Source organism: Microbacterium sp. NPDC056044, assembly GCF_042267145.1.
Taxonomy (GTDB): domain Bacteria; phylum Actinomycetota; class Actinomycetes; order Actinomycetales; family Microbacteriaceae; genus Microbacterium.
Genome location: NZ_JBHJWZ010000003.1, coordinates 120273 through 141169 on the forward strand (window position 1 = coordinate 120273; position 20897 = coordinate 141169).

17 protein-coding genes and 1 tRNA gene are annotated in these 20897 nt (G+C 70.4%); 8 read left to right on the forward strand and 10 right to left on the reverse strand.

Translation table 11 applies throughout. The features are described from left to right. Nucleotides 1–122: 122 nt before the first annotated feature. Nucleotides 123–1085, reverse strand: coding sequence for a TadA family conjugal transfer-associated ATPase (locus ACFC1I_RS09315; RefSeq protein ID WP_376008266.1), 963 nt, complete (start codon nt 1083–1085; stop codon nt 123–125). Between the two features lie 744 nt (nt 1086–1829). Between ACFC1I_RS09315 and acs the strand changes: the two genes are divergently transcribed. Further along, nucleotides 1830–3821 (forward strand): acetate--CoA ligase, encoded by a 1992-nt coding sequence (gene acs, locus ACFC1I_RS09320; RefSeq protein WP_376008268.1) that lies wholly within the window; start codon nt 1830–1832, stop codon nt 3819–3821. Nucleotides 3822–3897: 76 nt separating this feature from the next. On the opposite strand, the gene ACFC1I_RS09325 is transcribed toward acs, so the two are convergent. Both ACFC1I_RS09325 and ACFC1I_RS09330 read right to left on the reverse strand, forming a co-directional pair. Then, complete coding sequence (locus ACFC1I_RS09325; protein ID WP_376008270.1) at nt 3898–4365, reverse strand: RidA family protein; 468 nt, start codon at nt 4363–4365, stop codon at nt 3898–3900. Nucleotides 4366–4367: 2 nt separating this feature from the next. Further along, nucleotides 4368–4583, reverse strand: a complete 216-nt coding sequence (locus ACFC1I_RS09330; RefSeq protein WP_045298026.1) for a hypothetical protein — start codon at nt 4581–4583, stop codon at nt 4368–4370. Between the two features lie 109 nt (nt 4584–4692). Between ACFC1I_RS09330 and ACFC1I_RS09335 the strand changes: the two genes are divergently transcribed. The 6 genes from ACFC1I_RS09335 to ACFC1I_RS09360 all read left to right on the forward strand — a co-directional run bounded on the left by ACFC1I_RS09335 (nt 4693) and on the right by ACFC1I_RS09360 (nt 11343). After that, the gene (locus ACFC1I_RS09335) at nt 4693–7536 is read left to right on the forward strand and encodes a transglycosylase domain-containing protein (protein WP_376008272.1); all 2844 of its coding nucleotides are present in this window, start codon (nt 4693–4695) and stop codon (nt 7534–7536) included. Continuing rightward, nucleotides 7536–8468 carry a metallophosphoesterase gene (locus tag ACFC1I_RS09340; RefSeq protein ID WP_376008274.1) on the forward strand — a complete coding sequence of 311 codons (933 nt, stop codon included), beginning with the start codon at nt 7536–7538 and terminating at the stop codon, nt 8466–8468. The genes ACFC1I_RS09335 and ACFC1I_RS09340 overlap by 1 nt, the downstream gene beginning before the upstream one ends. 105 nt (nt 8469–8573) lie before the next feature. Beyond that, the gene (locus tag ACFC1I_RS09345) at nt 8574–8825 is read left to right on the forward strand and encodes a hypothetical protein (RefSeq protein ID WP_376008276.1); all 252 of its coding nucleotides are present in this window, start codon (nt 8574–8576) and stop codon (nt 8823–8825) included. Further along, nucleotides 8822–10420, forward strand: a complete 1599-nt coding sequence (locus ACFC1I_RS09350) for a hypothetical protein (RefSeq protein ID WP_376008278.1) — start codon at nt 8822–8824, stop codon at nt 10418–10420. The genes ACFC1I_RS09345 and ACFC1I_RS09350 overlap by 4 nt, the downstream gene beginning before the upstream one ends. Before the next feature lie 18 nt (nt 10421–10438). Continuing rightward, nucleotides 10439–10515, forward strand: a tRNA-Pro gene (locus ACFC1I_RS09355). A 51-nt stretch (nt 10516–10566) separates the two neighbouring features. Next, nucleotides 10567–11343: an HAD-IIB family hydrolase gene (locus ACFC1I_RS09360; RefSeq protein ID WP_376008280.1), complete on the forward strand. Its 777-nt coding sequence runs from the start codon at nt 10567–10569 to the stop codon at nt 11341–11343. Nucleotides 11344–11411: 68 nt separating this feature from the next. On the opposite strand, the gene ACFC1I_RS09365 is transcribed toward ACFC1I_RS09360, so the two are convergent. Both ACFC1I_RS09365 and ACFC1I_RS09370 read right to left on the reverse strand, forming a co-directional pair. Continuing rightward, nucleotides 11412–12800, reverse strand: coding sequence for an alpha-hydroxy-acid oxidizing protein (locus tag ACFC1I_RS09365; RefSeq protein ID WP_376008282.1), 1389 nt, complete (start codon nt 12798–12800; stop codon nt 11412–11414). Nucleotides 12801–12818: 18 nt separating this feature from the next. Then, a complete protein-coding gene (locus ACFC1I_RS09370) occupies nt 12819–13568 on the reverse strand; it encodes a FadR/GntR family transcriptional regulator (RefSeq protein WP_376008284.1) in 750 nt (249 codons plus the stop codon). A 144-nt stretch (nt 13569–13712) separates the two neighbouring features. On the opposite strand from ACFC1I_RS09370, the gene ACFC1I_RS09375 reads away from it, so the two are divergent. After that, complete coding sequence (locus tag ACFC1I_RS09375) at nt 13713–14543, forward strand: DUF1295 domain-containing protein (RefSeq protein WP_376008286.1); 831 nt, start codon at nt 13713–13715, stop codon at nt 14541–14543. A 27-nt stretch (nt 14544–14570) separates the two neighbouring features. On the opposite strand, the gene ACFC1I_RS09380 is transcribed toward ACFC1I_RS09375, so the two are convergent. From ACFC1I_RS09380 to ACFC1I_RS09400, 5 genes are all read right to left on the reverse strand, one after another. Then, nucleotides 14571–15218, reverse strand: coding sequence for a thymidine kinase (locus tag ACFC1I_RS09380; RefSeq protein WP_376008288.1), 648 nt, complete (start codon nt 15216–15218; stop codon nt 14571–14573). 74 nt (nt 15219–15292) lie between these two features. Then, nucleotides 15293–17347, reverse strand: coding sequence for a DUF2207 domain-containing protein (locus tag ACFC1I_RS09385; protein ID WP_376008290.1), 2055 nt, complete (start codon nt 17345–17347; stop codon nt 15293–15295). Between the two features lie 68 nt (nt 17348–17415). Then, nucleotides 17416–18930, reverse strand: coding sequence for a malate:quinone oxidoreductase (locus ACFC1I_RS09390; RefSeq protein ID WP_376008292.1), 1515 nt, complete (start codon nt 18928–18930; stop codon nt 17416–17418). Between the two features lie 146 nt (nt 18931–19076). After that, nucleotides 19077–20147 (reverse strand): aspartate-semialdehyde dehydrogenase, encoded by a 1071-nt coding sequence (locus ACFC1I_RS09395; protein ID WP_376008294.1) that lies wholly within the window; start codon nt 20145–20147, stop codon nt 19077–19079. Nucleotides 20148–20261: 114 nt separating this feature from the next. Then, nucleotides 20262–20831 carry a dihydrofolate reductase family protein gene (locus ACFC1I_RS09400; RefSeq protein WP_376008296.1) on the reverse strand — a complete coding sequence of 190 codons (570 nt, stop codon included), beginning with the start codon at nt 20829–20831 and terminating at the stop codon, nt 20262–20264. Between the last annotated feature and the right edge of the window lie 66 nt (nt 20832–20897).

The window sequence follows — 20897 nt, forward strand, 5'->3', positions numbered from 1 at the left end:
CGGCGGCCGCGATGCCCGGTGTCGACGTGACGACCGTGGCGGCGCCAACCGGGCGGTTCGTGCCGCCTGCGAGCGCAGTGACGGCCCGCGAGCGCGCCGCCCGCCCGAAGGCTGCGTCAGGCTCAGTCCCATCGCTCCTCCTCGATGGCAAGGCGCCCGTCCGCGTCCACGACGGGGCGCCCGGCGCCGGCGATGCGGCGCGAGCCGTCCGCGAGCCTCTCGACGTGGACGACGAGCCCGATCGCGCTGGCCGCCTGCCGGGCGAGCGCGCGGTCGTCGAGTCCTGCCGGCGCACCGAGCGCTTCGAGCCGAGCCGGCACGTCATGGAGTCCGTTCGCATGCACGGTGCCGGCACCGCCGTCGTGGCCGGTGTTCAGCGCCGACAGCAGCTCCCGCACTTCGTCGCCGCGGCACTCCCCGACCACGAGCCGGTCGGGCCGCATCCGGAGCGCCTCACGCACCAGCCGCGCAAGCCCGACGCCGCCGGTGCCCTCGATGTTGGGCTGCCGCGCCTCGAGGCGCACGTGGTGCGGGTGCGCGATGCGCAGTTCGGCGACGTCCTCGATCGTGACGATCCGCTCGTGCGCGGGCGCCTCGGCGAGGAGCGCCGCCAGCAGCGTGGTCTTGCCGGCACCGGCGGCCCCCGAGACGAGAAGGTTCGTGCGCCCGGCGATCGCCTGATTCAGCCGGTCGCGCACGGAATCGTCGAACATGCCCGTCTGCTGCAGATCGTCGAGCGTGGCGGCACCCAGTCGCGGCACGCGGATCGACAGCACGGTGCCTTCCGGCGCGATCGGGGGAAGGACGGCGTGCACCCGGATGCCGTCGTCGAGGCGCACGTCGACGCACGGCGACGCGTCGTCGATGTGCCTTCCGCCGAGCCCGATGAGCGCGACGGCGAGATCCCGCACCTCTTCTTCTGTCGCGCGCCACTCGCGTGCCGGCGACACCCCGGCGCCGCGGTCGACGAACAGGCCTGCTGCGCCGTTGACGAACAGGTCGGTGACCTCCGGATCGTCGAGGTAGGCCGCGAACGGCGCAAGGACCGGATGCCGATCCGCCGGCACCCGCGTGGGCCGCGGCATGGGCGCCGGCTCGGCACGCGCAGCTTCGGTGGCGCCGACGCGGCGGGGCACCCACGCCCCAGGTGCGACATCCGCCGCCGGCGCCCGTTGCGGCACCGGAGTCCGCGCGTGCGTCCACCCCGGAGACGGCACCGGCGCGGGAACCGGAGCCGAGGCCGGCGCCGATGCCTGCGCGAGCGCCGGCGCCGCGGCGGGCGCAGCCAACCTGACCGCGTTCGCCGCCGGGGCTGACATCACGGGCCGGGCCGCGGCATCCCCTCGTCGCTTAGATGCGGCTGCGCCGGAGGCCCCGGAGCGGGGACGGACGACGAAAGGTGCGGACATGCTCCGACGCTAGGGAAGCGGCGCCTCACCGTGACGGGCAGAAGGGGTGATCCGTGGAGAGTCGGCCCGCATCACACATTGGGGAGGAGACGGCGACGCGAGCCGCGGAACCGCTCCCAAAAAGGAGAGGCGGCATCCCATGGGGGGAATGGGATGCCGCCAAGCGCGGCCCCGAATTCGGGGGGTGACGTCGGGAGCCGCAATGCCAGAATCGATGTTCGGCCATCGGTCAGCATAGGCGAGGTAAGGGTCCTGACAAAACGAAAAGGAGAGGATTCTCACTGATATATCGGTAGGGATCGATGTATGAGGAGCCCCCTACTATCGGGGGTAGTCGGTTCCGGCGGCGGTGGGTACATTTCCTGGCAGACTCGCCGACACCGCTCGGCCTCGACCCAGCCCGCAAAGGAGCGCGCTCCCATGAGCGAACAGACCCCTCTCACGCACGCCAGCAGCCAGATCGACCACCTGCTGAACGAGGACCGGCGCTTCGCGCCCACCGCCGATTTCGCCGACAACGCGATCGCGACAGCCGAGCTGTACGAACAGGCCAAGGCCGACCGCCTCGGCTTCTGGGGCGACCAGGCACGCGACCTGCACTGGCACAAGCCGTTCACCGAGGTGCTCGACTGGTCGAACCCGCCGTTCGCGCAGTGGTTCGCCGACGGCGAGCTCAACGTCGCCTACAACTGCCTCGACCGTCACGTCGAGGCCGGTAACGGCGACCGCGTCGCCCTGCTGTGGGAGGGCGAGCCCGGTGACGAGCGCCGCGTCACGTACGCCGAGCTCACCGACGAGGTCAAGCGCCTCGCCAACGTGCTCGAGCGCCTCGGCATCGGCCAGGGCGACCGCGTCGCGATCTACCTGCCGATGATCCCCGAGGCGGTCGCCTCGATGCTGGCAGTCGCGCGCATCGGCGCCATCCACTCGGTCGTGTTCGGCGGCTTCTCGGCCGACAGCCTGCGCGCCCGCATCGACGACGCCGGCGCCAAGCTCGTCATCACCGCCGACGGCGGCTACCGCAAGGGCAAGGTCTCCCCCCTCAAGCCGGCCGTCGACCTCGCGCTCACCGACCGCGGCGCCGGCGTGCAGGAGACCGTGGAGCACGTGCTCGTCGTCAAGCGTGGCGAGAACGAGGTCGACTGGTCCGACGGCCGCGACCTCTGGTGGCACGACGTCGTGCCCGCGGCGTCCGCCGAGCACGAGGCGCAGGCCTTCCCCGCCGAGAACCCGCTGTTCATCCTCTATACGTCGGGCACCACCGGCAAGCCCAAGGGCATCCTCCACACCTCGGGCGGGTACCTCACGCAGTCGGCGTTCACCAACAAGGTCGTGCACGACCTGCACCCCGAGACCGACGTGTACTGGTGCACAGCCGACATCGGGTGGATCACCGGCCACAGCTACGTCACCTACGGCCCCCTCGCCAACGGCGCGACGCAGGTGCTGTACGAGGGCACGCCCGACGCCCCGCACCCGGGTCGCTGGTGGGAGATCGTGCAGAAGTACGGCGTCACGGTGCTCTACACGGCTCCCACCGCGATCCGCTCGTTCATGAAGCTCGGCCGCGCGATCCCGAAGCAGTTCGACCTGTCGTCGCTGCGCCTGCTCGGGTCGGTGGGTGAGCCCATCAACCCCGAGGCGTGGATGTGGTACCGCAAGATCATCGGCGGCAAGACCGCGCCGATCGTCGACACGTGGTGGCAGACCGAGACCGGCTCGATCATGGTGTCGGCCCTCCCCGGCGTCACCGAGACCAAGCCCGGCTCGGCACAGGTGCCGCTCCCCGGCATCTCGATCGACGTCGTCGACGAGGACGGCACCCACGTCGGCAACGGCAACGGCGGTCTCCTCGTCGTCACCGAGCCGTGGCCGTCGATGCTCCGCGGCATCTGGGGCGACCCGGAGCGGTTCGTCGAGACCTACTGGGACAAGTTCCAGAAGCAGGGCTACTACTTCGCCGGCGACGGTGCGCGCCTCGACGACGACGGCGACGTGTGGCTGCTCGGCCGCGTCGACGACGTCATGAACGTGTCGGGGCACCGCCTGTCGACGACCGAGATCGAGTCGGCGCTGGTCGGCAACGAGGCCGTCGCCGAGGCGGCGGTCGTCGGCGCCTCCGACGAGACCACCGGCCAGGCGGTCGTGGCGTTCGTCATCATCAAGCAGTCGTACCTCGACGCCCACTCCCCCGACGGCCTCGCGCAGAGCCTGCGCGTGTGGGTCGGCGAGCAGATCGGCCCGATCGCCCGCCCCCGCGACGTCTACATCGTGGGCGAGCTGCCCAAGACCCGCTCCGGCAAGATCATGCGCCGGCTCCTCCGCGACGTCGCCGAGGGCCGCGAGGTCGGCGACACGACCACGCTCGCCGACACCGCCGTCATGTCGGTGATCTCCGCGCAGGTCAAGTAGTCAACGACAGAGAGCGGATGCTGCGGCCCAGGGCCGCAGCATCCGCTCTCCGTTCGTTCGTGGTTCGCGTCCGCGATCAGGCGAACGAGAAGACGACCTCTACCTCGACGGGGGCGTCGAGCGGCAGCACGGGCACGCCGACGGCCGAGCGGGCGTGCTTGCCGGCGTCGCCGAAGACCTCGCCGAGCAGCTCGCTCGCGCCGTTGATGACGCCGGGCTGGCCGGTGAACTCCGGGACGGAGGCGACGAAGCCCGTGACCTTGAGCACGCCGGTGAGGCGGTCCACGCCGCCGACGGCGGCCGCGGCGGCCGCGATCGCGTTGAGGGCGCTCTGTCGCGCGTACCCCTTCGCGTCGGCTGCGGGCACGAGGCCGTCGCCCTCGCCGACCTTGCCGGTCGCCGGCAGTGCACCGGCGATCATCGGCAGCTGGCCGGCCGTGTAGACGAGGTCGCCGTGCGCCTTCGCGGGGACGTACGCGGCGACGGGCGGCACGACGTCAGGAAGGTCGATGCCGAGCTCGGCGAGGCGGGCGCTCACGCTCATGCTCACGCCTCCTCGAACTGCTTGGCGGCCTGGGCCGCAGCATCCAGTCCCGCGTTCTGCTGACCGCCGCCCGATGGACGCTTGAAGTAGGCGACCAGGCCGCCCTCGGGACCCTGCACGACCTGCACGAGCTCCCAGCCCTGCTTGCCCCAGTTGTTGAGGATCGCGGCGGTGTTGTGGATCAGAAGGGGCGTGGTGAGGTACTCCCACGTCGTCATCGCGACTCCTCGAGTGTGCGGAATGGACGGCTGGTGAAGGCTGGGAAACACCCCGGTGGGCTGAGCGTCCTTGATGGATCGCCCAGGTATCTCCCTTACGATCAAGCCTATGCCTGATACCAAACGCACGGCCACCGGTGTGCTCGGCGGACTCGCCGGGCTCGTCGGCCTCAGTGCCGCAGCCGGTGTCCTCATTGCGGCGACCGTCACCCCCGCGGTCGCACTCACGAGCACCGCGGCCGAGCGCGCGATCACGATGTTCGATAATCTCCCGAGCGTCCTCGAGATCGACAAGCTCATGCTCCCGAGCAACTTCTACTACACCGACCCCGCCACCGGCGAGCCGGTGCTGATGACGCAGTTCCTGGAACAGGACCGCACCCCGGTCAACTTCGACCAGGTCAACCCCGTCATGTACGACGCGCTCCTCTCGAGTGAGGATCCGCGCTACTACCAGCACGGTGGAATCGATCTCATCGGCACGGCGCGCGCCCTTCTCTCGAACGCCCAGGGGGGCGGCGAGACCCAGGGTGGGTCGTCTGTCAGCCAGCAGTACGTGAAGAACGTGCTGATCCAGAAGTGCGAGCAGAACGCCGAGACGGTCTATGAGACCGATAAGGACGGCAACCGCGTCCTCGACGAAGAGACCGGCCAGGACAAGGTCAAGCTCACCACCGAGCAGGCGCTTCGCCAGTGCTGGGTCGACGCGACCACCGCCGAGGGCAGCGAGGGCTACAGCCGCAAGCTGCAGGAGATGCGCTACGCCATCTCGCTCGAGCAGAAGTACTCGAAGAACGACATCCTGCTCGGGTACATGAACATCGCCAACTTCGGCGGCATCACCTACGGCATCGAGGCCGCGGCTCGGCGCTACTTCAACACCACGGCGGCGAACCTGACCGTGGCGCAGGCCGCCACGCTCGCGGGCATGGTCCAGAACCCGAACAACTACCGCATCGACAAGCCGGGCGGATCGATCTTCAGCTCCGACGGCACGTCGTTCAACAAGGCGCCGGACGGCGTCATCGATGAGGGCGCCAAGCTCGGTGCGCTCGACAGCCTCGTGGCTTCGGGCGAGATCACCGAGGAGCAGAAGCTCGCAGCGGCGGACGGCTACACCTCCACGAAGGTGCGACAGCTCTACGTGCTGAGCCGCATGCTCGACGACGGCAAGATCACGCGCGAGCAGTATGTCGAGGCTGCGGTGTGGCCCATCACCCCCGACGTCGTCGAGCCGAAGACCGGCTGCGCCAACGCGGGCGGCGCCGCGTACTTCTGCCAGTACGTCAAGTACGTGATCGGCAACGACCCGGCCTTCGGCGAGACCCCGGAAGCCCGTCAGGAGACGCTGCGACGCGGTGGGCTCAACGTCTACACGACGCTCGACCCCCGCGTGCAGGTGGTGGCCGAGCAGGCGATGGCGGCCTACGCACCGTCGTACATCGAGATGCGGCAGGGAACCAACGTTCCGAGCACCGGACGATTCGGGTCGACCACCGTGAGCATCGAGGCGGGCACGGGTCGCGTCCTCTCAATGGCGCAGAACACCCAGTTCAGCGAAGATGCCGCGAACTCCGAAGACTGGAACTTCTCGGCGCAGGTGTACGCGGGCGACCAGACCTTCGGCAACTCCAAGGGCTTCAGCGCCGGGTCGACGTTCAAGCTCTTCACGCTTCTCGACTGGCTCGAGAAGGGCAAGTCCGTCAACGAGACGCTCAACGGCACGCTTCGGGTCTTCAAGAAGATGACGTACTGCGGCCAGACGTCGGCGACCGGCGCCACCAAGCCCACGGGTAACTTCGGCGGCGACCGCGGTCGCATGGGCACGCCCATGCAGTTCACGGCCTCGTCGCTGAACACCGGGTACCTGGCGATGGCCGAGAAGCTCGACTACTGCGACATCGCGAACGTCGCGACGAAGATGGGCGTGATGGACACCTATGCGAACAAGCCGGTGGACATGAACACCCTTAACTCCGTCATCGGCACCGCGGCCGTGTCGCCGCTGGCGATGGCGGAGGCCTACGCCACCGTCGCCAACAACGGCGTCTACTGCCAGCCGCAGGTCATCGATCGCGTCACCGATTCGGACGGCAACGACCTCCCCAAGCCCGAGCGCACGTGCAGCCCGGTCCTCGACCCCAAGGTCGCCGCGACGGCCGCCTACGCCCTGCAGGGTGTCATGAACGGCGGCACCGGAGCCCAGGGCAAGCCGCGCGACAACGTTCCGCTCATCGGCAAGACCGGTACGCACGAGGAGCTCCAGTCCTGGCTCATCGAGGCGAGCACCAAGGTCGCGACGGCGACGTGGGCCGGCAACGTGCAGGGCGGCGGCGACATCTTCAAGACGTACACCGCGAACGGACTCCGACTCGCCGACATCCGGTACCGGATCGCCCGCGACGTGCAGGGGGCCGCGAACGCCGCCTACGGCGGCGACCGGTTCGCGGCGCCCGACGGAGAGCTGACGAAGCAGGTGCTCACCGATCTGCCGAACGTCGTCGGCAAGACGGTCGACGAGGCGACGACGATCCTGACCGAGGCGGGCTTCACCGTCGAGGTCGGTGCACCGATCGACTCCGACCAGCCGGCGGGCGTGATCGGCGCACAGAACCCTGGACCGGGCAAGGTCGCGGGCGGCACCACCGTCACGATCAGCCCGAGCAACGGCGAGGGCATCGCCGTGCCCGATGTGTCGGGCCGCTCTCTCGACGACGCGAAGAAGGCGCTCCGCGGCGCTGGATTCGGCAACGTCGGCAACGGCGCCTGTACGGTCGATGCCGCAGCCGGGCAGGGCAAGACCACGGCGACCAACCCAGCCGCAGGCACTGTGGTCAACCGCAACGCCTCGATCACCGTCGACTATGCGGCAGCGGCCTGTGGTGGTGGCGGCCCCGGCAACGGCGGCGGCGGCGGTGGCGGCAACAACAACGGCGGCGGCGGCAACGGCTAGTGCCGTCCTCCCCGACTCGCGCCGCCCTCACCGTGCTCGGCACGGTGGGGGCGGTCGGCGCGGGTGCCGCGGTCTGGGGCATCGGCATCGAGCGCTACCTATTCACGGTCCGCTTCCATGAGGTGCCCGTTCTGCCCGAGGGCGCGAAGCCGCTCCGCGTGCTGCACCTCTCCGACGCCCACATGGCGCCGTGGCAGCACCGCAAGCAGGACTGGATCGCGGCACTCGCCGAGCTTCAACCCGACCTCGTCGTCAACACCGGCGACAACATGGGGCACCCTGAGGGCCTGCGCGGACTCCGTCGGGCGCTCGATCCGCTTCGCGGCGTGCCCGGCGTCTTCGTGCACGGTTCGAACGACCATGCAGCGCCTACGCCTCGCAACCCCTTCCTCTACTTCATGGGTCCATCGAAGGTGGACCAACCCGAGGAGCCGCTCGACACCGAGGCGCTCGACGACTACCTCGCCCGGGAACTCGGCTGGCTCGATCTCAACAACAGGGTCGGATCGTTGGATGCTGCGGGCCTGCGTATCGCCGCCTTCGGCGTGAGCGACGCCCATCGTGACTGGGATCGCCTCGAGACGCTTCCCGAGCCGCTGGCCGCGCTCCGCGCCCGGGAGTCCGCAGACCTCTCGATCGGCGTGACGCACGCTCCCTACCGCCGCGTGCTCGACGACTTCGTCGACCTGGGTGCCGACGCGATCTTCGGCGGCCACACGCACGGCGGCCAGGTCCGTGTGCCCGGCTTCGGCGCGCTCGTAGCCAACTGCGACATCCCGCTGCGTCAGGCGCGCGGCCTCAGCACCTGGACGCACGACGGCCGCTCGGTGCCGCTCAACGTGAGCGCCGGCCTCGGCCACTCGATCTACGCTCCGGTGCGCTTCGCGTGCCGCCCCGAGGCGTCGCTGATCACCTTCGTTCCGCGGGCGTAGCGGCAGCCCGAGCACGCCTCCTCCCCAACCGCGCCCGGCGGTCGATCGTCCACAGTTCGCACGGAACCGTCGCCACCGCCGGCGCGCGGCATCGATCCTCGATGCATGGCTGCTCCACGATCCCACCGACCCGACCCCGAGATTCTCGGCAACTCGCTCGTCACCACGACGGCGATCCACGGGATGGGCCTGCCCGTGCGTCTGCGACTGCTCGCGCTGCTGATCGCCCTCGTGATCGCGGCTGTCTCCGCGCCGTTCGCGTCCGCGACGGGCGGCGCCGACCGCGTCGACGGCCACCGCCTCCACGGCGTCGGCCGCCACGGCCCGTTCCTCCCCGTCATCGAGGATGCCGAGTGAACGCGCCCGTCACGGACTTCTCCGCCGCTGCGGTGCCGCACTCCGTCCGCCCGCGCGCGATGCCTCTGCCCGCGGTCCTGCTCGTCATGGCGGTCTTCGTGATCGGCATCGCGATCAACCCATTCATGTCATCCCGCGCCGACGCCGCCGAACGCGGCACGGGGTTCGGCACGTGGGCACCGATCTCCACCTACGGCTGGCACGGCTCGATGCTCGTCGGCGGTGTGCACACGTACTGCATCACCCCGGGCGCACCCGCCCCGACCGGTCAGACCACCGACCACGGCGTCCACGGATCGGCCGCCGGCCTGTCACCCCAGCAGCTCGCCGGGATCAACCACCTCGTGACGACGTACGGCCAGACGGAGGATCCTGTGCAGGCGGCCGCGGTGGCGTGGGCGGTCAAGGCGATCGCCGACCGCGAAGAGACGCTGCACGCCTTCGGGTACCGCGGCGACTCGCTCGCCGGGGCGATCCACTGGACGATGTCGGCACTCTCTCCCTCGCACGATCGCGCGGTGCAGGAGCGGGCCGTGGCCTACTACGACGAGGCGTCTCGTCTCGCGCCGGGCACCGCGAGCGCGACCGGCACGATGGTGTTCGAGACGGATGCTGCGGACCACCGCAGCGGGACCGTCCGCGTCGACGCGACCGCCGCGGCGACCGGAACGATCACCCTCACGAACGCGGTGTTCGCGGAGTCCGGTTCACCCACGCTGAAGAATGCGGCCGTCGGCTCGACCTACACCATCCGAACCTCGCCGCCCGCGGAGGGCCACCCGTATTCGGTGACCGGGACCGGCCGCTTCGACGCGGGTCTGGCGGCCGCCGTGCGCCACCACACGACTCCCGGCGGCCAGGAGACCGCCGGGCCCGCAGGGCACGTGCAGTTCGACGTGTCGGGTGCGGACGCCGCCCCGCGCATCCCCCCGTTCTCGCCGGCCATCTCGACACTGGTCGCCGCCCGGGACGCACGCAGCGGTCCGTACGTCGACGACGTCACCTTCACCGCGGGCGACACCTCCTGGCCGCGCGCCGACGACGGCTCGTACCTGCCGGTGACCGCGACCGCCGTCGTGTACCGCACCGACACCGAGCCTGTCGTGGGTTCCGACGCACCCGGCAGGGAGGCCATCGTCGGCACCCTCGAGGTCACCACCGACCCCGCAACGGGTCCGACTGCGCCGTACACCGTCGCCTCCCCGTGGGAGATGACAGCGCCGGGCTACTACACGGCCGTCTGGAGCCTGCGCGCCGCCGACCAGCTGCCGTCCGTCGCCGCCCACACGGGCGCAGACTTCGCCTGGACCGAGCGGTTCGGCGAGCCCTCCCAGGTCGCGGTGATCGCCCCGCCCCCACCACCCCCGCCGACCCCCACGCCCGCGCCCGCTGCCCAAGCGCCACAGGCACCGGCACCGGCAGCGGCACCGGCACCGGCACCGGCGGAGCCACGCCCCGCGGAGCTTGCTGCGACAGGGACGGATGCTGCCGCCCTCCGCGCGCCCGCCGCCATCGCGATCGCGCTGCTCAGCCTCGGCGCCGCGATCACCGCGTCGAGACGGCCGTGGTCAGCAGCACCCCTGACGATCGGTTAGACTCGGAGGGTTGCAAAACGGGGTGTGGCGCAGCTTGGTAGCGCGCTTCGTTCGGGACGAAGAGGCCGCAGGTTCAAATCCTGTCACCCCGACCACAGAGAGGCTCCGCCGGAAGGCGGAGCCTCTCGCATGAAAGGACGGACGACATGGCCCAGACCACCCCGCCCCTTCTCGTCGCGTTCGATCTCGACGACACGCTCGCGCCTTCCAAGAGCCAGATCGACCCCCGGATCGGCGAGCTGCTGATCGCCCTCGCCGAACGCGTCGAGGTCGCCATCATCTCCGGCGGTCAGCTCCTGCAGTTCACGACGCAGGTCGTCGACCGCCTTCCGGACGCCTCCGCCGACGCTCTCGCCCGCCTGCACCTGCTCCCGACCTGCGGCACGCAGTACTACCGGCTCGCCGAGGACGAGGTCGTCACGGTGTACAAGCGCTCCCTGACCGAAGACCAGAAGTCCCGCGCCCTCGCGGCCGTCGAGGGCGAAGCACGCCGCCTCGGGCTCTGGGAGTCCGAGACGTGGGGCGACATCCTCGAGGACCGCGGCTCGCAGATCACCTTCTCGGCGCTCGGCCAGCAGGCTCCGGTCCCCGCCAAGACCGCATGGGATCCCACCGGCGAGAAGAAGAACGGCCTGCGCGCGGCCGTCGCGGCGCTGCTGCCCGACCTCGAGGTGCGCTCCGGCGGCTCGACCTCGGTCGACATCACCGAGCGCGGCATCGATAAGGCCTACGGCATGCGCCAGCTCGCCGAGCAGACCGGCATCGCCCTCGACGACATGTTGTTCGTCGGCGACCGCCTCGATCCCGACGGCAACGACTATCCCGTCCTCGCGATGGGCGTGCGCTGCCATGCGGTCGACGGCTGGGAAGACACCGTCGTCTACCTCGAGCAGCTCATCCCCACGCTTCCCGTCCGCGTCTGACACCGCCGGACACACGGAGAGGGCGGGTTCCCACGGGAACCCGCCCTCTCCGCTTCAGCGTCGGGTGATCAGGCCTTCGCGCGCGAACCGGTGCTCTTCGCGGCCGGGGCCTTCGCGGGACGGGATGCCGCAGCATCCGTCTTCGCAGCGCTCGATGCCGTCGCGGCACGAGCGGCGCGCGGGCGGGGAGCCGAGGCCACGGCCGCCTCGGCCGCGGGGGCCGACACGGCGACCGGAACCAGTCGCTGCAGCTGCGTGACGTGGCGCGGCTCGAGCTCGGCGATCGACGAGACGCCGAGGAGCTTCATCGTGCGCTCGATCTCGCTGCTGAGGATCGCGATGGTGCGGTCGACGCCCCGGCGTCCGCCCGCCATGAGGCCGTAGAGGTACGCACGGCCGATCAGCGTGAACTTGGCGCCGAGTGCGATCGAGGCGACGATGTCGGCGCCGTTCATGATGCCGGTGTCGACCATGACGGTGGCGTCCTTGCCGACCTCGCGCACGACCTCGGGCAGGAGGCGGAACGGGATCGGCGCGCGGTCGAGCTGACGGCCGCCGTGGTTCGACAGGATGATGCCGTCGACACCGGCGTCGATGAGGCGCTTCGAGTCGGCGACGTTCTGCACGCCCTTGATCACGATCTTGCCCGGCCAGATCTCGCGGATGATCGCGAGGTCGTCGTAGCTGATGGTCGGGTCCATGGCCGAGTTGAGCAGTTCGCCCACGGTGCCGCCCGTGGTCGAGAGCGACGCGAACTCGAGCTTGGGCGTGGTGAGAAAGTCGTACCACCACCAGGGGCGCGGGATCGCGTTGACGATGGTGCCGAGCGTCAGCTGGGGCGGGATCGAGAAGCCGTTGCGCTTGTCGCGCAGGCGCGCGCCGGCGACCGGCGTGTCGACGGTGAACTGCAGCGTGTCGAAGCCGGCCTCGGCGGCGCGGCGGGCGAGGCCGTACGAGATCTCGCGGTCGCGCATGACGTACAGCTGGAACCAGTTGCGGCCGTTCGGGTTGGCGGCCTTCACGCCCTCGATCGACGTCGTGCCGAGCGTCGACAGCGTGAACGGGATGCCGGCGGCACCCGCGGCTCCCGCACCGGCGATCTCGCCCTCGGTCTGCATGAGACGCGTGAAGCCGGTCGGCGCGATGCCGAACGGCATCGCCGACGGGCCGCCGAGGATCTCGGTCGACATGTCGACGTTCTCGGCCGGGCGCAGCACGTCGGGGTGGAACTCGATGTCTTCGAACGCCTGACGCGCGCGCGACAGCGACAGCTCGCCCTCGGCGGCGCCGTCGGTGTAGTCGAAGGCGGCCTTGGGCGTGCGGCGCTTCGCGATGTCGCGCAGGTCGTAGATCGTGAGCGCGGACTCGAGGCGGCGCTTCTTGCCGTCGAGCTCGGGCTTCTTGAACTGCATGAGCTCGAGCAGCTCTTTGGGGTTGGGGAACTGGCGGGTGACCATGAGTACCTCTCCGATGGGTCAGATCTGGGTGCGGGCAGCGGCCTCGCGGGCGAGACCGGCCGCTGCGTAGTAGCCGACGATGTGGTCGTGGACGAGGGTGCGCGCGAGCGCGGGATCGCCCGCGTCGACGGCGTCGAGGATCGCGTGGTGCTCGCGGCGCAGGCGGTCGGCCGCAGCATCCCACTCCGCGATCCCCGCCGCGCCCGCCTGCACGTACGACTCGATCGCCGTGCGCAGGCCCGCCATCATCGCGGCGATGACGACGTTGCCGGACGCCTCGGCGAGGGCGAGGTGGAGCTGGGCGTCGAGGGCGAGGAACTCGGGGGCCGTGAGGTCGTCGGCGTCCATCGCGTCGAGCACGGCGCGAGCGCCCGCGGTCGAGCGCTCCTGGTCGGCGGCGAGCGCGTCGACGACGGCCGCCTCGAGCACGAGGCGGGTCGCGACGACGTCGTCGAACGGGAAGCCCTGCGCGGCCACCTGCAGCCGCAGCAGCGCTGACATGCCGCCCTCGGGAGTCGCGATGATGATCGCGCCGGAGGTCGGGCCCGACCCCGTGCCGGTGCGGATGAGCCCCATCACCTCGAGCACGCGCAGCGCCTCGCGAACGCTGGAGCGGCCGACGCCGAGGGTGGCGGCGAGCTCGCGCTCCGGGGCGAGACGGTCGCCGGGCTTCAGCGTGCCGTCGAGGAGGTCGGTCTCGATCTTCTCGAGCACGACGCGCCACGCGCGCGCGGGCGCGAGCGTGGGCGGAGTCGGGGTGCCTGCCACGGATCTCCTCGTCGATGTCGGATCCGGCGCCCTCCGTCGTTGAAGGGCACGGTGTGTGGTCAGACCACGATACCGTGTGGTCGGACCACAGACAACCCGAATAACCCCCTGCGTCGGACGCCGAGCGCACTACGCTGACCTTCCATGGACCCCCTCCTGCTCGTCCTCATCGTCGCGGGCGTCGCCGCCGCGTTCTGCTGGATCACCTCGCTCGTCACGAACGAGACCTCCTGGATCGACCGGCTGTGGTCGATCGTGCCGGTGGTCTATGTGTGGATCTTCGCCGCCGCGGCGCTCATCGCGGGCGTCGAGCCGACGCGCCTCGTCGTGATGGCGCTGCTCGTCACGGCCTGGGGCGCGCGGCTGACCTTCAACTTCGCGCGCAAGGGCGGCTACACCGGCATGGAGGACTACCGCTGGGCGATCCTCCGCGGCCGCATGACGCGCTGGCAGTTCCAGCTGTTCAACATCTTCTTCATCGTGCTCTTCCAGAGCGCCCTGCTCGTCCTCATCTCGCTTCCGGCCTACATCGCGTGGCAGCATCCCGTGCCGTTCACCGGATGGGATGCTGCGTTCGCCGTGTTGTTCGCCGCGTTCCTGGTGGGCGAGACCGTCGCGGATCAGCAGCAATGGCGGTTCCACCAGGCCAAGAAGGCGGCCGGCGGCACGCTCGAGCCCGGCTTCGTCACCGCGGGACTCTTCTCATACAGCCGGCACCCGAACTTCTTCTTCGAGCAGGCGCAGTGGTGGGCGTTCTACGCGCTCGGCGCGACCGCGCTCGTCGCCGACGGCGGCACCTGGCTGAACTGGACGATCTCGGGCGCCGCGCTGCTGACGATCCTGTTCATCGGCTCGACCGTGTTCACCGAGTCGATCTCGGCAGCCAAGTACCCGGCGTACCGGGAGTACCAGCGCACGACGTCGATGCTGATCCCGCTCCCCCGCCGCCGGGGACGCTCACCCGAGACGGCCTGAGCACACGCCGGCGCGTGGACGGGGCCGTCACTCCAGGCGGCCGCCCGACGCGCGCAGGTAGTCCTCGGCGCACAGTGACTCGTACGTGACGCGGTCGGCGGTGAGCTCGTCGATCGCGACCTGGTCGCCGTCGAAGACGAAACGGCCGCCGACCAGACGCGCGTTGAAGAGCGCCTTGCGACCGCACCGGCAGATGGTCTTGAGCTCCTCGAGACTGTGGGCGAGCTCGAGCAGTCGCGCCGAGCCGGGGAACGCCTGGGTCTGGAAGTCGGTCCGGATACCGTAGGCGAGCACCGGCACCCCGTCGAACACCACGATGCGCAGCAGGTCGTCGACCTGCTCGCGGGTGAGGAACTGCGCCTCGTCGATCAGCAGGCACGCGACGTCGACCTCGTGCTCCTCGGATTCGGGAACGAGCGTGTCGGCGGCGTCGGCGCGCACCCGCGCCCGGTGCTCGGCGAACAGGGCACGGATGTCGTCGTCGGGGCGCACCAGGAAGTCGACGTCCCGCGTCACACCGAGGCGGCTCGCGATCTGGCCGGCGCCCTTGGTGTCGATGGCGGGCTTGGCGAGGAGGACGTGCTGTCCGCGCTCCTCGTAGTTGTACGCGGCCTGGAGGAGCGACGTCGACTTGCCGGAGTTCATCGCCCCGTAGCGGAAGTAGAGCTTGGCCACGGATCGAGCGTAGTCGGTGGCGGTCACCGCACCGGCGCGCGCCCGGGAGCCAGGGGGCCGGCACCTGCCGTGCGTCAGCGTCCGCCGAACCCTCCCCCGCCGCCTCCGCCGCCGGAGAATCCGCCGCCCGACGAGCCGCCCGACGACGACCAGCTGCTGGAGAACGACGAGCCCGACGAACTCGACGAGCTCCCCCGCGAGACGGGCGTCGCGGCGAGGCGGCCGATCGACGAGGACGCCTCCGAGAGCGAGTTCGACGACACCGAATCGAACAGCGCCACGCGCGTCGATGCGAGGCCGGCGTCGGGGATCGGCTGCGCGGCGCGGATCACCTCGACCCACTCGCGCTGCATCCCGAACAGCACGGCGTACGGCAGCAGTCGCTCGTAGAGGTTCACGACGTCGGCTCCCGCGGCGTTCGGCGCATCGCCGTAGGCGCGTCGCCCGCCGGAGACGAGGTCGGCGGTCTGCGGGGACTGCGCGGCCTTCAGGCGGTCCTCCTCGGCGAGCGAGAGGTACTCGCGGATGCCGTCGAGGTACGTGCGGTGCCGCCCGCCGGCGAGGGTCAGCGTGGTCTTCGGCAGGCTGAAGAACGGCAGCACGATGAAGGCGCCGAACGCGCTCGCGATCGCGAGGAAGTTGATCCAGCCGCCGAGCGCCCCGAGATCCGCGAGCACGGAGGGCACCGCGTCGAGGAAGAAGGTGAGCAGGATGGCGACCGCCAGGCCGCCGAACTGGGCGAGCGAACGGATGCCTCCCACCCAGCCGGGCGTCCTGCTCCGGTAGCCGCGGTCCACGGTGGAGTCCTCGATGCGGCGCACGTAGGTCACGGCGCGCACCGGAGGCTTCTTCGCGAAGACGCCGAGATCGACGCGGTCGCCGGGCGCAGCATCCTTCCCGAAAAGGGTCGTCACGATACGGCGATCGTCGTGCTCGAGGCCCTCGGCGTCGCGCAGCGCGACGTGGAAGTCGTCGGCGTCGGACCGGTCGCCCGTCGCGGTGATCTCGACCTTGTCGCGCACGGCGAGGTCGACCACGTGCGCCGCCAGCGCCTTGGCGGGCACCCCCAGCACGCCCGCCGAGAGCGTCGGCGACTCGTCGACCGGCGGCGTGTACTCGACGATCACCGGTGAGCGGTCGGGGTTGCGTCGCAACCTCGCCTTCATCGCCAGCACGAACGCGAGTCCGCCGAACCCGGCGAGGAGGCCCAGCACCGGCAGGATCCACTCCCACCACGGGTAGGGCGGCGGCGGAGGTGGCGTGGGTGCGGCGAACGTGCCCTGCGCGAAGCCGAGCGCGACAGTGACGTTCTCGTCGGCGCCGAGATCCGTGTCGAATGCGGTGAGAGCCACCTGCGTCTCGCCGGCCCCGACGATGCCCCGGCCGAGCGCCCACGCGAGCACCTCGTCGGGCGGGGCGACCGGGTCGGAGGACTGGATGTCGCAGCGCTCGGTGGACCGGGCGGGACCGGTGTAGCAGAACGCCCGGTCGGTCAACAGTCCCGACGACGCGTCGCCGAGGATGCGGACGTTCGCGCGCACGGAGGCGAACGGCTGCGCGTGGTCGGTGCCGATCGTGTCCCAGGAGAACTCGTCGGCGTCGGTGTCGTCGTATCTCAGGACGACGTCGCTCATCGTGTACGAGATGACGTAGGTCTGCGCGCCGCGGACGTAGCTGTCGTCACCGGTGAGCACGTAGACGAAGTCCTCGTCCTCTTCCGTCCACCACGGGATCGGGGCGCCGCCGGCGCCGGTGACGTTCACCACCCGGGTGCCGTGCGCGATGCCGGAGTCGGCCTTCGGAAGCCATCGCACGATGCCCTTGTTCTGATCGAACTCGGGGAAGCGCGCGACGAGCGTCTCCGTCGTGAAGAGCTCGCTGCGCCCACCCGCTCCGCGCCCGAGCCAGTAGTCGGCCTCGAAGGAGTCGTAGGAGAAGTCGTCCACCGACGTCGTCACGCCGAGCGCCGCGGCGGCGTTCACCCCGCCGCCGCGCGCGGCGATTCCCGGTGTCGCCGCGGCTGCCGAAGGCGGCCCGCTCCGGACGAGGGCGACGGCGCCGGCCGCCGCGAGGGCGACCACGAGTGCGATCGCGACCGCCCAGGTTCGCCACGTCAGCCGTGCTCGCATGCCCCTACCCTAGGGGGCGCGGAGACGGCTCCCGCGGCGCGTCGGCGCGAGGCCGGTCGCGCGCCGGATCAGGCGGTGAGCGCCAGCGCCTCGGCGGTCTCGCCGAGGGATTCGCGCGCGACCTCGGGGCGTGCGTTGAGGGTGTCGCCGTAGCTCGGGATGAGCTCGCGCAGGCGCGGCTCCCACGCGTCGATGCGGTCGGGGAAGCAGGTCTTCAAGAGGCCGAGCATGATCGAGACCGCGGTCGAGGCGCCCGGAGACGCGCCGAGCAGACCGGCGATCGTGCCGTCGCCGCCCGTGACGACCTCGGTGCCGAACTGCAGGACGCCGCCCTTCTCGGGGTCCTTCTTCATGACCTGTGCGCGCTGGCCGGCCTGGATGAGGGTCCAGTCCTCGTCCTTCGCGGTGGGCATGAAGGTGCGCAGGCTGTCGACCTTCTTCTTGTGGTTCTTCAGCAGCTCGCCGACGAGGTAGGTGATGAGGCTGGGGTTGTCCCATGCGACCTTGAGCATCGGGCCGAGGTTGCCGGGGCGCACCTGGCCGACGATGTCGAACCACGAGCCGGTCTTGAGGAACTTGGGGCTGAACGTCGCGAACGGGCCGAACAGCAGCGACGCCTCGCCGTCGACGACGCGCGTGTCGAGGTGCGGCACCGACATGGGCGGTGCGCCGACGGACGCCTGCGAGTACACCTTGGCCTTGTGCTGCGCCACGACGGCGGGGTTCGAGGTCTTGAGGAACTGCCCGCCGATCGGGAAGACGCCGTAGCCCGAGATCTCGGGGATGCCCGAGCGCTGCAGCAGCTTGAGCGCCCACCCGCCCGCGCCCACGAAGACGAACTTCGCGCGGATCTCACCGGGCGTGCGGCCGATCGTGCGGCGGTACTTCACGCTCCAGGTGCCGTCGGACAGGCGCTTGAGCGTGCGGACTTCGGTGTTGGTGCGCACGTCGGCGCCGTTCTCGGCGAGCTTGTCGACGAGCTGGCGGGTCAGGGCGCCGAAGTCGACGTCGGTGCCGGCCGGCACCCGCGTCGCCGCGAACGGCTCACCCTTGCGGCGCTTCTGCATGAGCAGCGGCGCCCACGTGTTGATGACGCGGGAGTCCTCGCTGTACTCGATGCCGGCGAAGAGGGGCTCGTCCTTGAGCGCCTCGTAGCGCTTCTTGAGGTAAGCGACATCCTTCTCGCCCTGCACGAAGGTCATGTGCGGCGCCGAATTGATGAACGTCGAGGGAGCGTCGAGCACGCCGGCCTCGACGAGCGACGACCACAGCTGCCGGCTCTGCTGGAACTGCTCGTTGATCGAGATCGCCTTGGCGGGATCGACCGTGCCGTCCTTGCCCTCGGGCATGTAGTTCAGCTCGCACAGGGCGGCGTGGCCGGTGCCGGCGTTGTTCCACGCGTTCGAGCTCTCCAGCGCGACGTCGCTCAGCCGCTCGAACACGGCGATCTTGAGGTCGGGCTGCAGCTCCTGCAGGAGCGTCCCGAGCGTCGCGCTCATGATCCCGCCGCCGATCAGCAGCACGTCGACGGTCTCGACGTGGGAGTTGGGTTCGGTGTGGGTCTCAGCGGGCGTTGCGGTCACCAGATGATTCTAGTTCCGCCCGAAAGCACCCCAGGCCCCGGCGGGGTTCTCACGCCGAAAGTCCTGCGATTCTTGCCGAACCGAAAAGCGGACGGATGCTGCGGCCCGCAGCATCCGTCCGCCCTTGAAGCGTTGCGCGGGAAGCGTCAGGCGGTGACGCCCAGGTTCGCGGCGACGACCTCTGCGATCTGCACGGCGTTGAGCGCGGCACCCTTGCGGAGGTTGTCGTTCGAGATGAAGAGCACGAGGCCCTTGCCCTCGGGCGCGGACTGGTCGGCGCGGATGCGGCCGACGTAGCTCGGGTCGTTGCCCGCTGCCTGCAGCGGGGTCGGAACCTCTTCGACGACGACGCCGGGAGCCGAGGCGAGGATCTCGTAGGCGCGCTCGGGGGTGATGTCGCCCTTGAACTCGGCGTGGATCGACAGCGAGTGGCCGGTGAAGACGGGGACGCGCACGCACGTGCCCGCGACGCGGAGGTCGGGGAGCTCGAGGATCTTGCGGCTCTCGTTGCGGAGCTTCTTCTCTTCGTCGGTCTCGTTGAGGCCGTCGTCGACGAGGTTGCCGGCGAGCGGGATCACGTCGAACGCGATCGGGGCGACGTACTTCTCGGGCTGCGGGAAATCGACTGCCGAACCGTCGTGCACGAGGTCGAGCGTGTTGCCCTGCGCGAGCACGCCCTCGACCTGGCCCAGCAGCTCCTGCGCGCCCGCGAGACCCGAGCCCGACACCGCCTGGTACGTCGAGACGATGAGGCGCTCGAGGCCGGCCTCGGCGTCGAGGGGCTTCAGCACCGGCATCGCGGCCATCGTGGTGCAGTTCGGGTTCGCGATGATGCCCTTGGGCGGGTTCGCGATCGCGTGCGGGTTGACCTCGCTGACGACGAGCGGCACCTCGGGGTCCATGCGCCACGCGCTCGAGTTGTCGATGACGACGGCGCCGGCCTCGGCGAAGCGGGGCGCGTGCGCGCGGCTGCCGGTGGCGCCGGCCGAGAACAGGGCGACGTCGATGCCCGACGGGTCGGCGGTGGCGACGTCTTCGATGATCACCGTCTCGCCGCCGAACTCCACGGCGTTGCCGGCGGAGCGGGCGGTCGCGAAGAGGCGCAGCTCGCGGATCGGGAAGTTCCGCTCGGCCAGAATCTCGCGCATGACGGTCCCGACCTGGCCGGTGGCGCCGACGACGGCGACGGAGAGTCCTGAATCGGAGATGCGGGTCATGATGGTTCCTCAGCGGGGAGCGCGCGTGGAGCAGCGTGGAGCGGACGCGCGGGCGCCGTCGATCGCGCGGGGTTTGGGCGATTCTACCCGGCGCGCGGCGCCCGCGGTCCGGCGTTACGCCCGCCGGTACTCGTTCATGACGACGCCCGAGGCGAAGCTGCGGGACCGCTCGAGGAGGAACGACGACGGCGCGTACCCGCCGGCGAACAGCGGCAGGCCGTCGCCGAAGACGACCGGGTTCACCTTGAGCACGAGCCGGTCGATGTCGTCGCGCAGCTGGGCCGCGAGCACTCCCCCGCCGCACAGCCAGACGTCGGCGCCCGCCCGCGCCTTGAGGCCGGCAACGACCTCACGCGGGTCGTCGGCGGTGAGGCGCACGCCTTCCCCGACGTCGCCCGCGCCCCGGGAGCGCGAGAAGACGATCTGCTCGAGATGCGGATAGGGACTGTCGGTGAAGTCCAGACCGGCCGCGAACGTGTTCCAGCCCATCAGCACGGTCGAGAACCGCCCCCGCGGTGCGGTCATCCCGAGTGCGTCGTACATCGCCCCGGGGACGGTGTCGGCCCATTCGGAGTTGATGACGTCGAAGTGGTCGCCTTCGAGCGGGAAGGCGTCGAACGCGCCGTCGGGAGCGGCGATCCGCCCGTCGAGGCTGACGGCGGCGTAGTAGACGAGGTCACGCATGGGCGCAGCATCCTTTCACGACATCTGTAGTGATTGTCGAGACTACAACAACTGTCGTGGATTGGC

Coding starts and splice junctions, on each gene's coding strand:
- ACFC1I_RS09315 (WP_376008266.1), bottom strand. CDS start 1,085: ATGCCGCGGCCCACGCGGGTGCCGGCGGATCGGCATCCGGTCCTTGCG.
- acs (WP_376008268.1), top strand. CDS start 1,830: ATGAGCGAACAGACCCCTCTCACGCACGCCAGCAGCCAGATCGACCAC.
- ACFC1I_RS09325 (WP_376008270.1), bottom strand. CDS start 4,365: ATGAGCGTGAGCGCCCGCCTCGCCGAGCTCGGCATCGACCTTCCTGAC.
- ACFC1I_RS09330 (WP_045298026.1), bottom strand. CDS start 4,583: ATGACGACGTGGGAGTACCTCACCACGCCCCTTCTGATCCACAACACC.
- ACFC1I_RS09335 (WP_376008272.1), top strand. CDS start 4,693: ATGCCTGATACCAAACGCACGGCCACCGGTGTGCTCGGCGGACTCGCC.
- ACFC1I_RS09345 (WP_376008276.1), top strand. CDS start 8,574: ATGGCTGCTCCACGATCCCACCGACCCGACCCCGAGATTCTCGGCAAC.
- ACFC1I_RS09360 (WP_376008280.1), top strand. CDS start 10,567: ATGGCCCAGACCACCCCGCCCCTTCTCGTCGCGTTCGATCTCGACGAC.
- ACFC1I_RS09365 (WP_376008282.1), bottom strand. CDS start 12,800: ATGGTCACCCGCCAGTTCCCCAACCCCAAAGAGCTGCTCGAGCTCATG.
- ACFC1I_RS09375 (WP_376008286.1), top strand. CDS start 13,713: ATGGACCCCCTCCTGCTCGTCCTCATCGTCGCGGGCGTCGCCGCCGCG.
- ACFC1I_RS09385 (WP_376008290.1), bottom strand. CDS start 17,347: ATGCGAGCACGGCTGACGTGGCGAACCTGGGCGGTCGCGATCGCACTC.
- ACFC1I_RS09395 (WP_376008294.1), bottom strand. CDS start 20,147: ATGACCCGCATCTCCGATTCAGGACTCTCCGTCGCCGTCGTCGGCGCC.
- ACFC1I_RS09400 (WP_376008296.1), bottom strand. CDS start 20,831: ATGCGTGACCTCGTCTACTACGCCGCCGTCAGCCTCGACGGGCGGATC.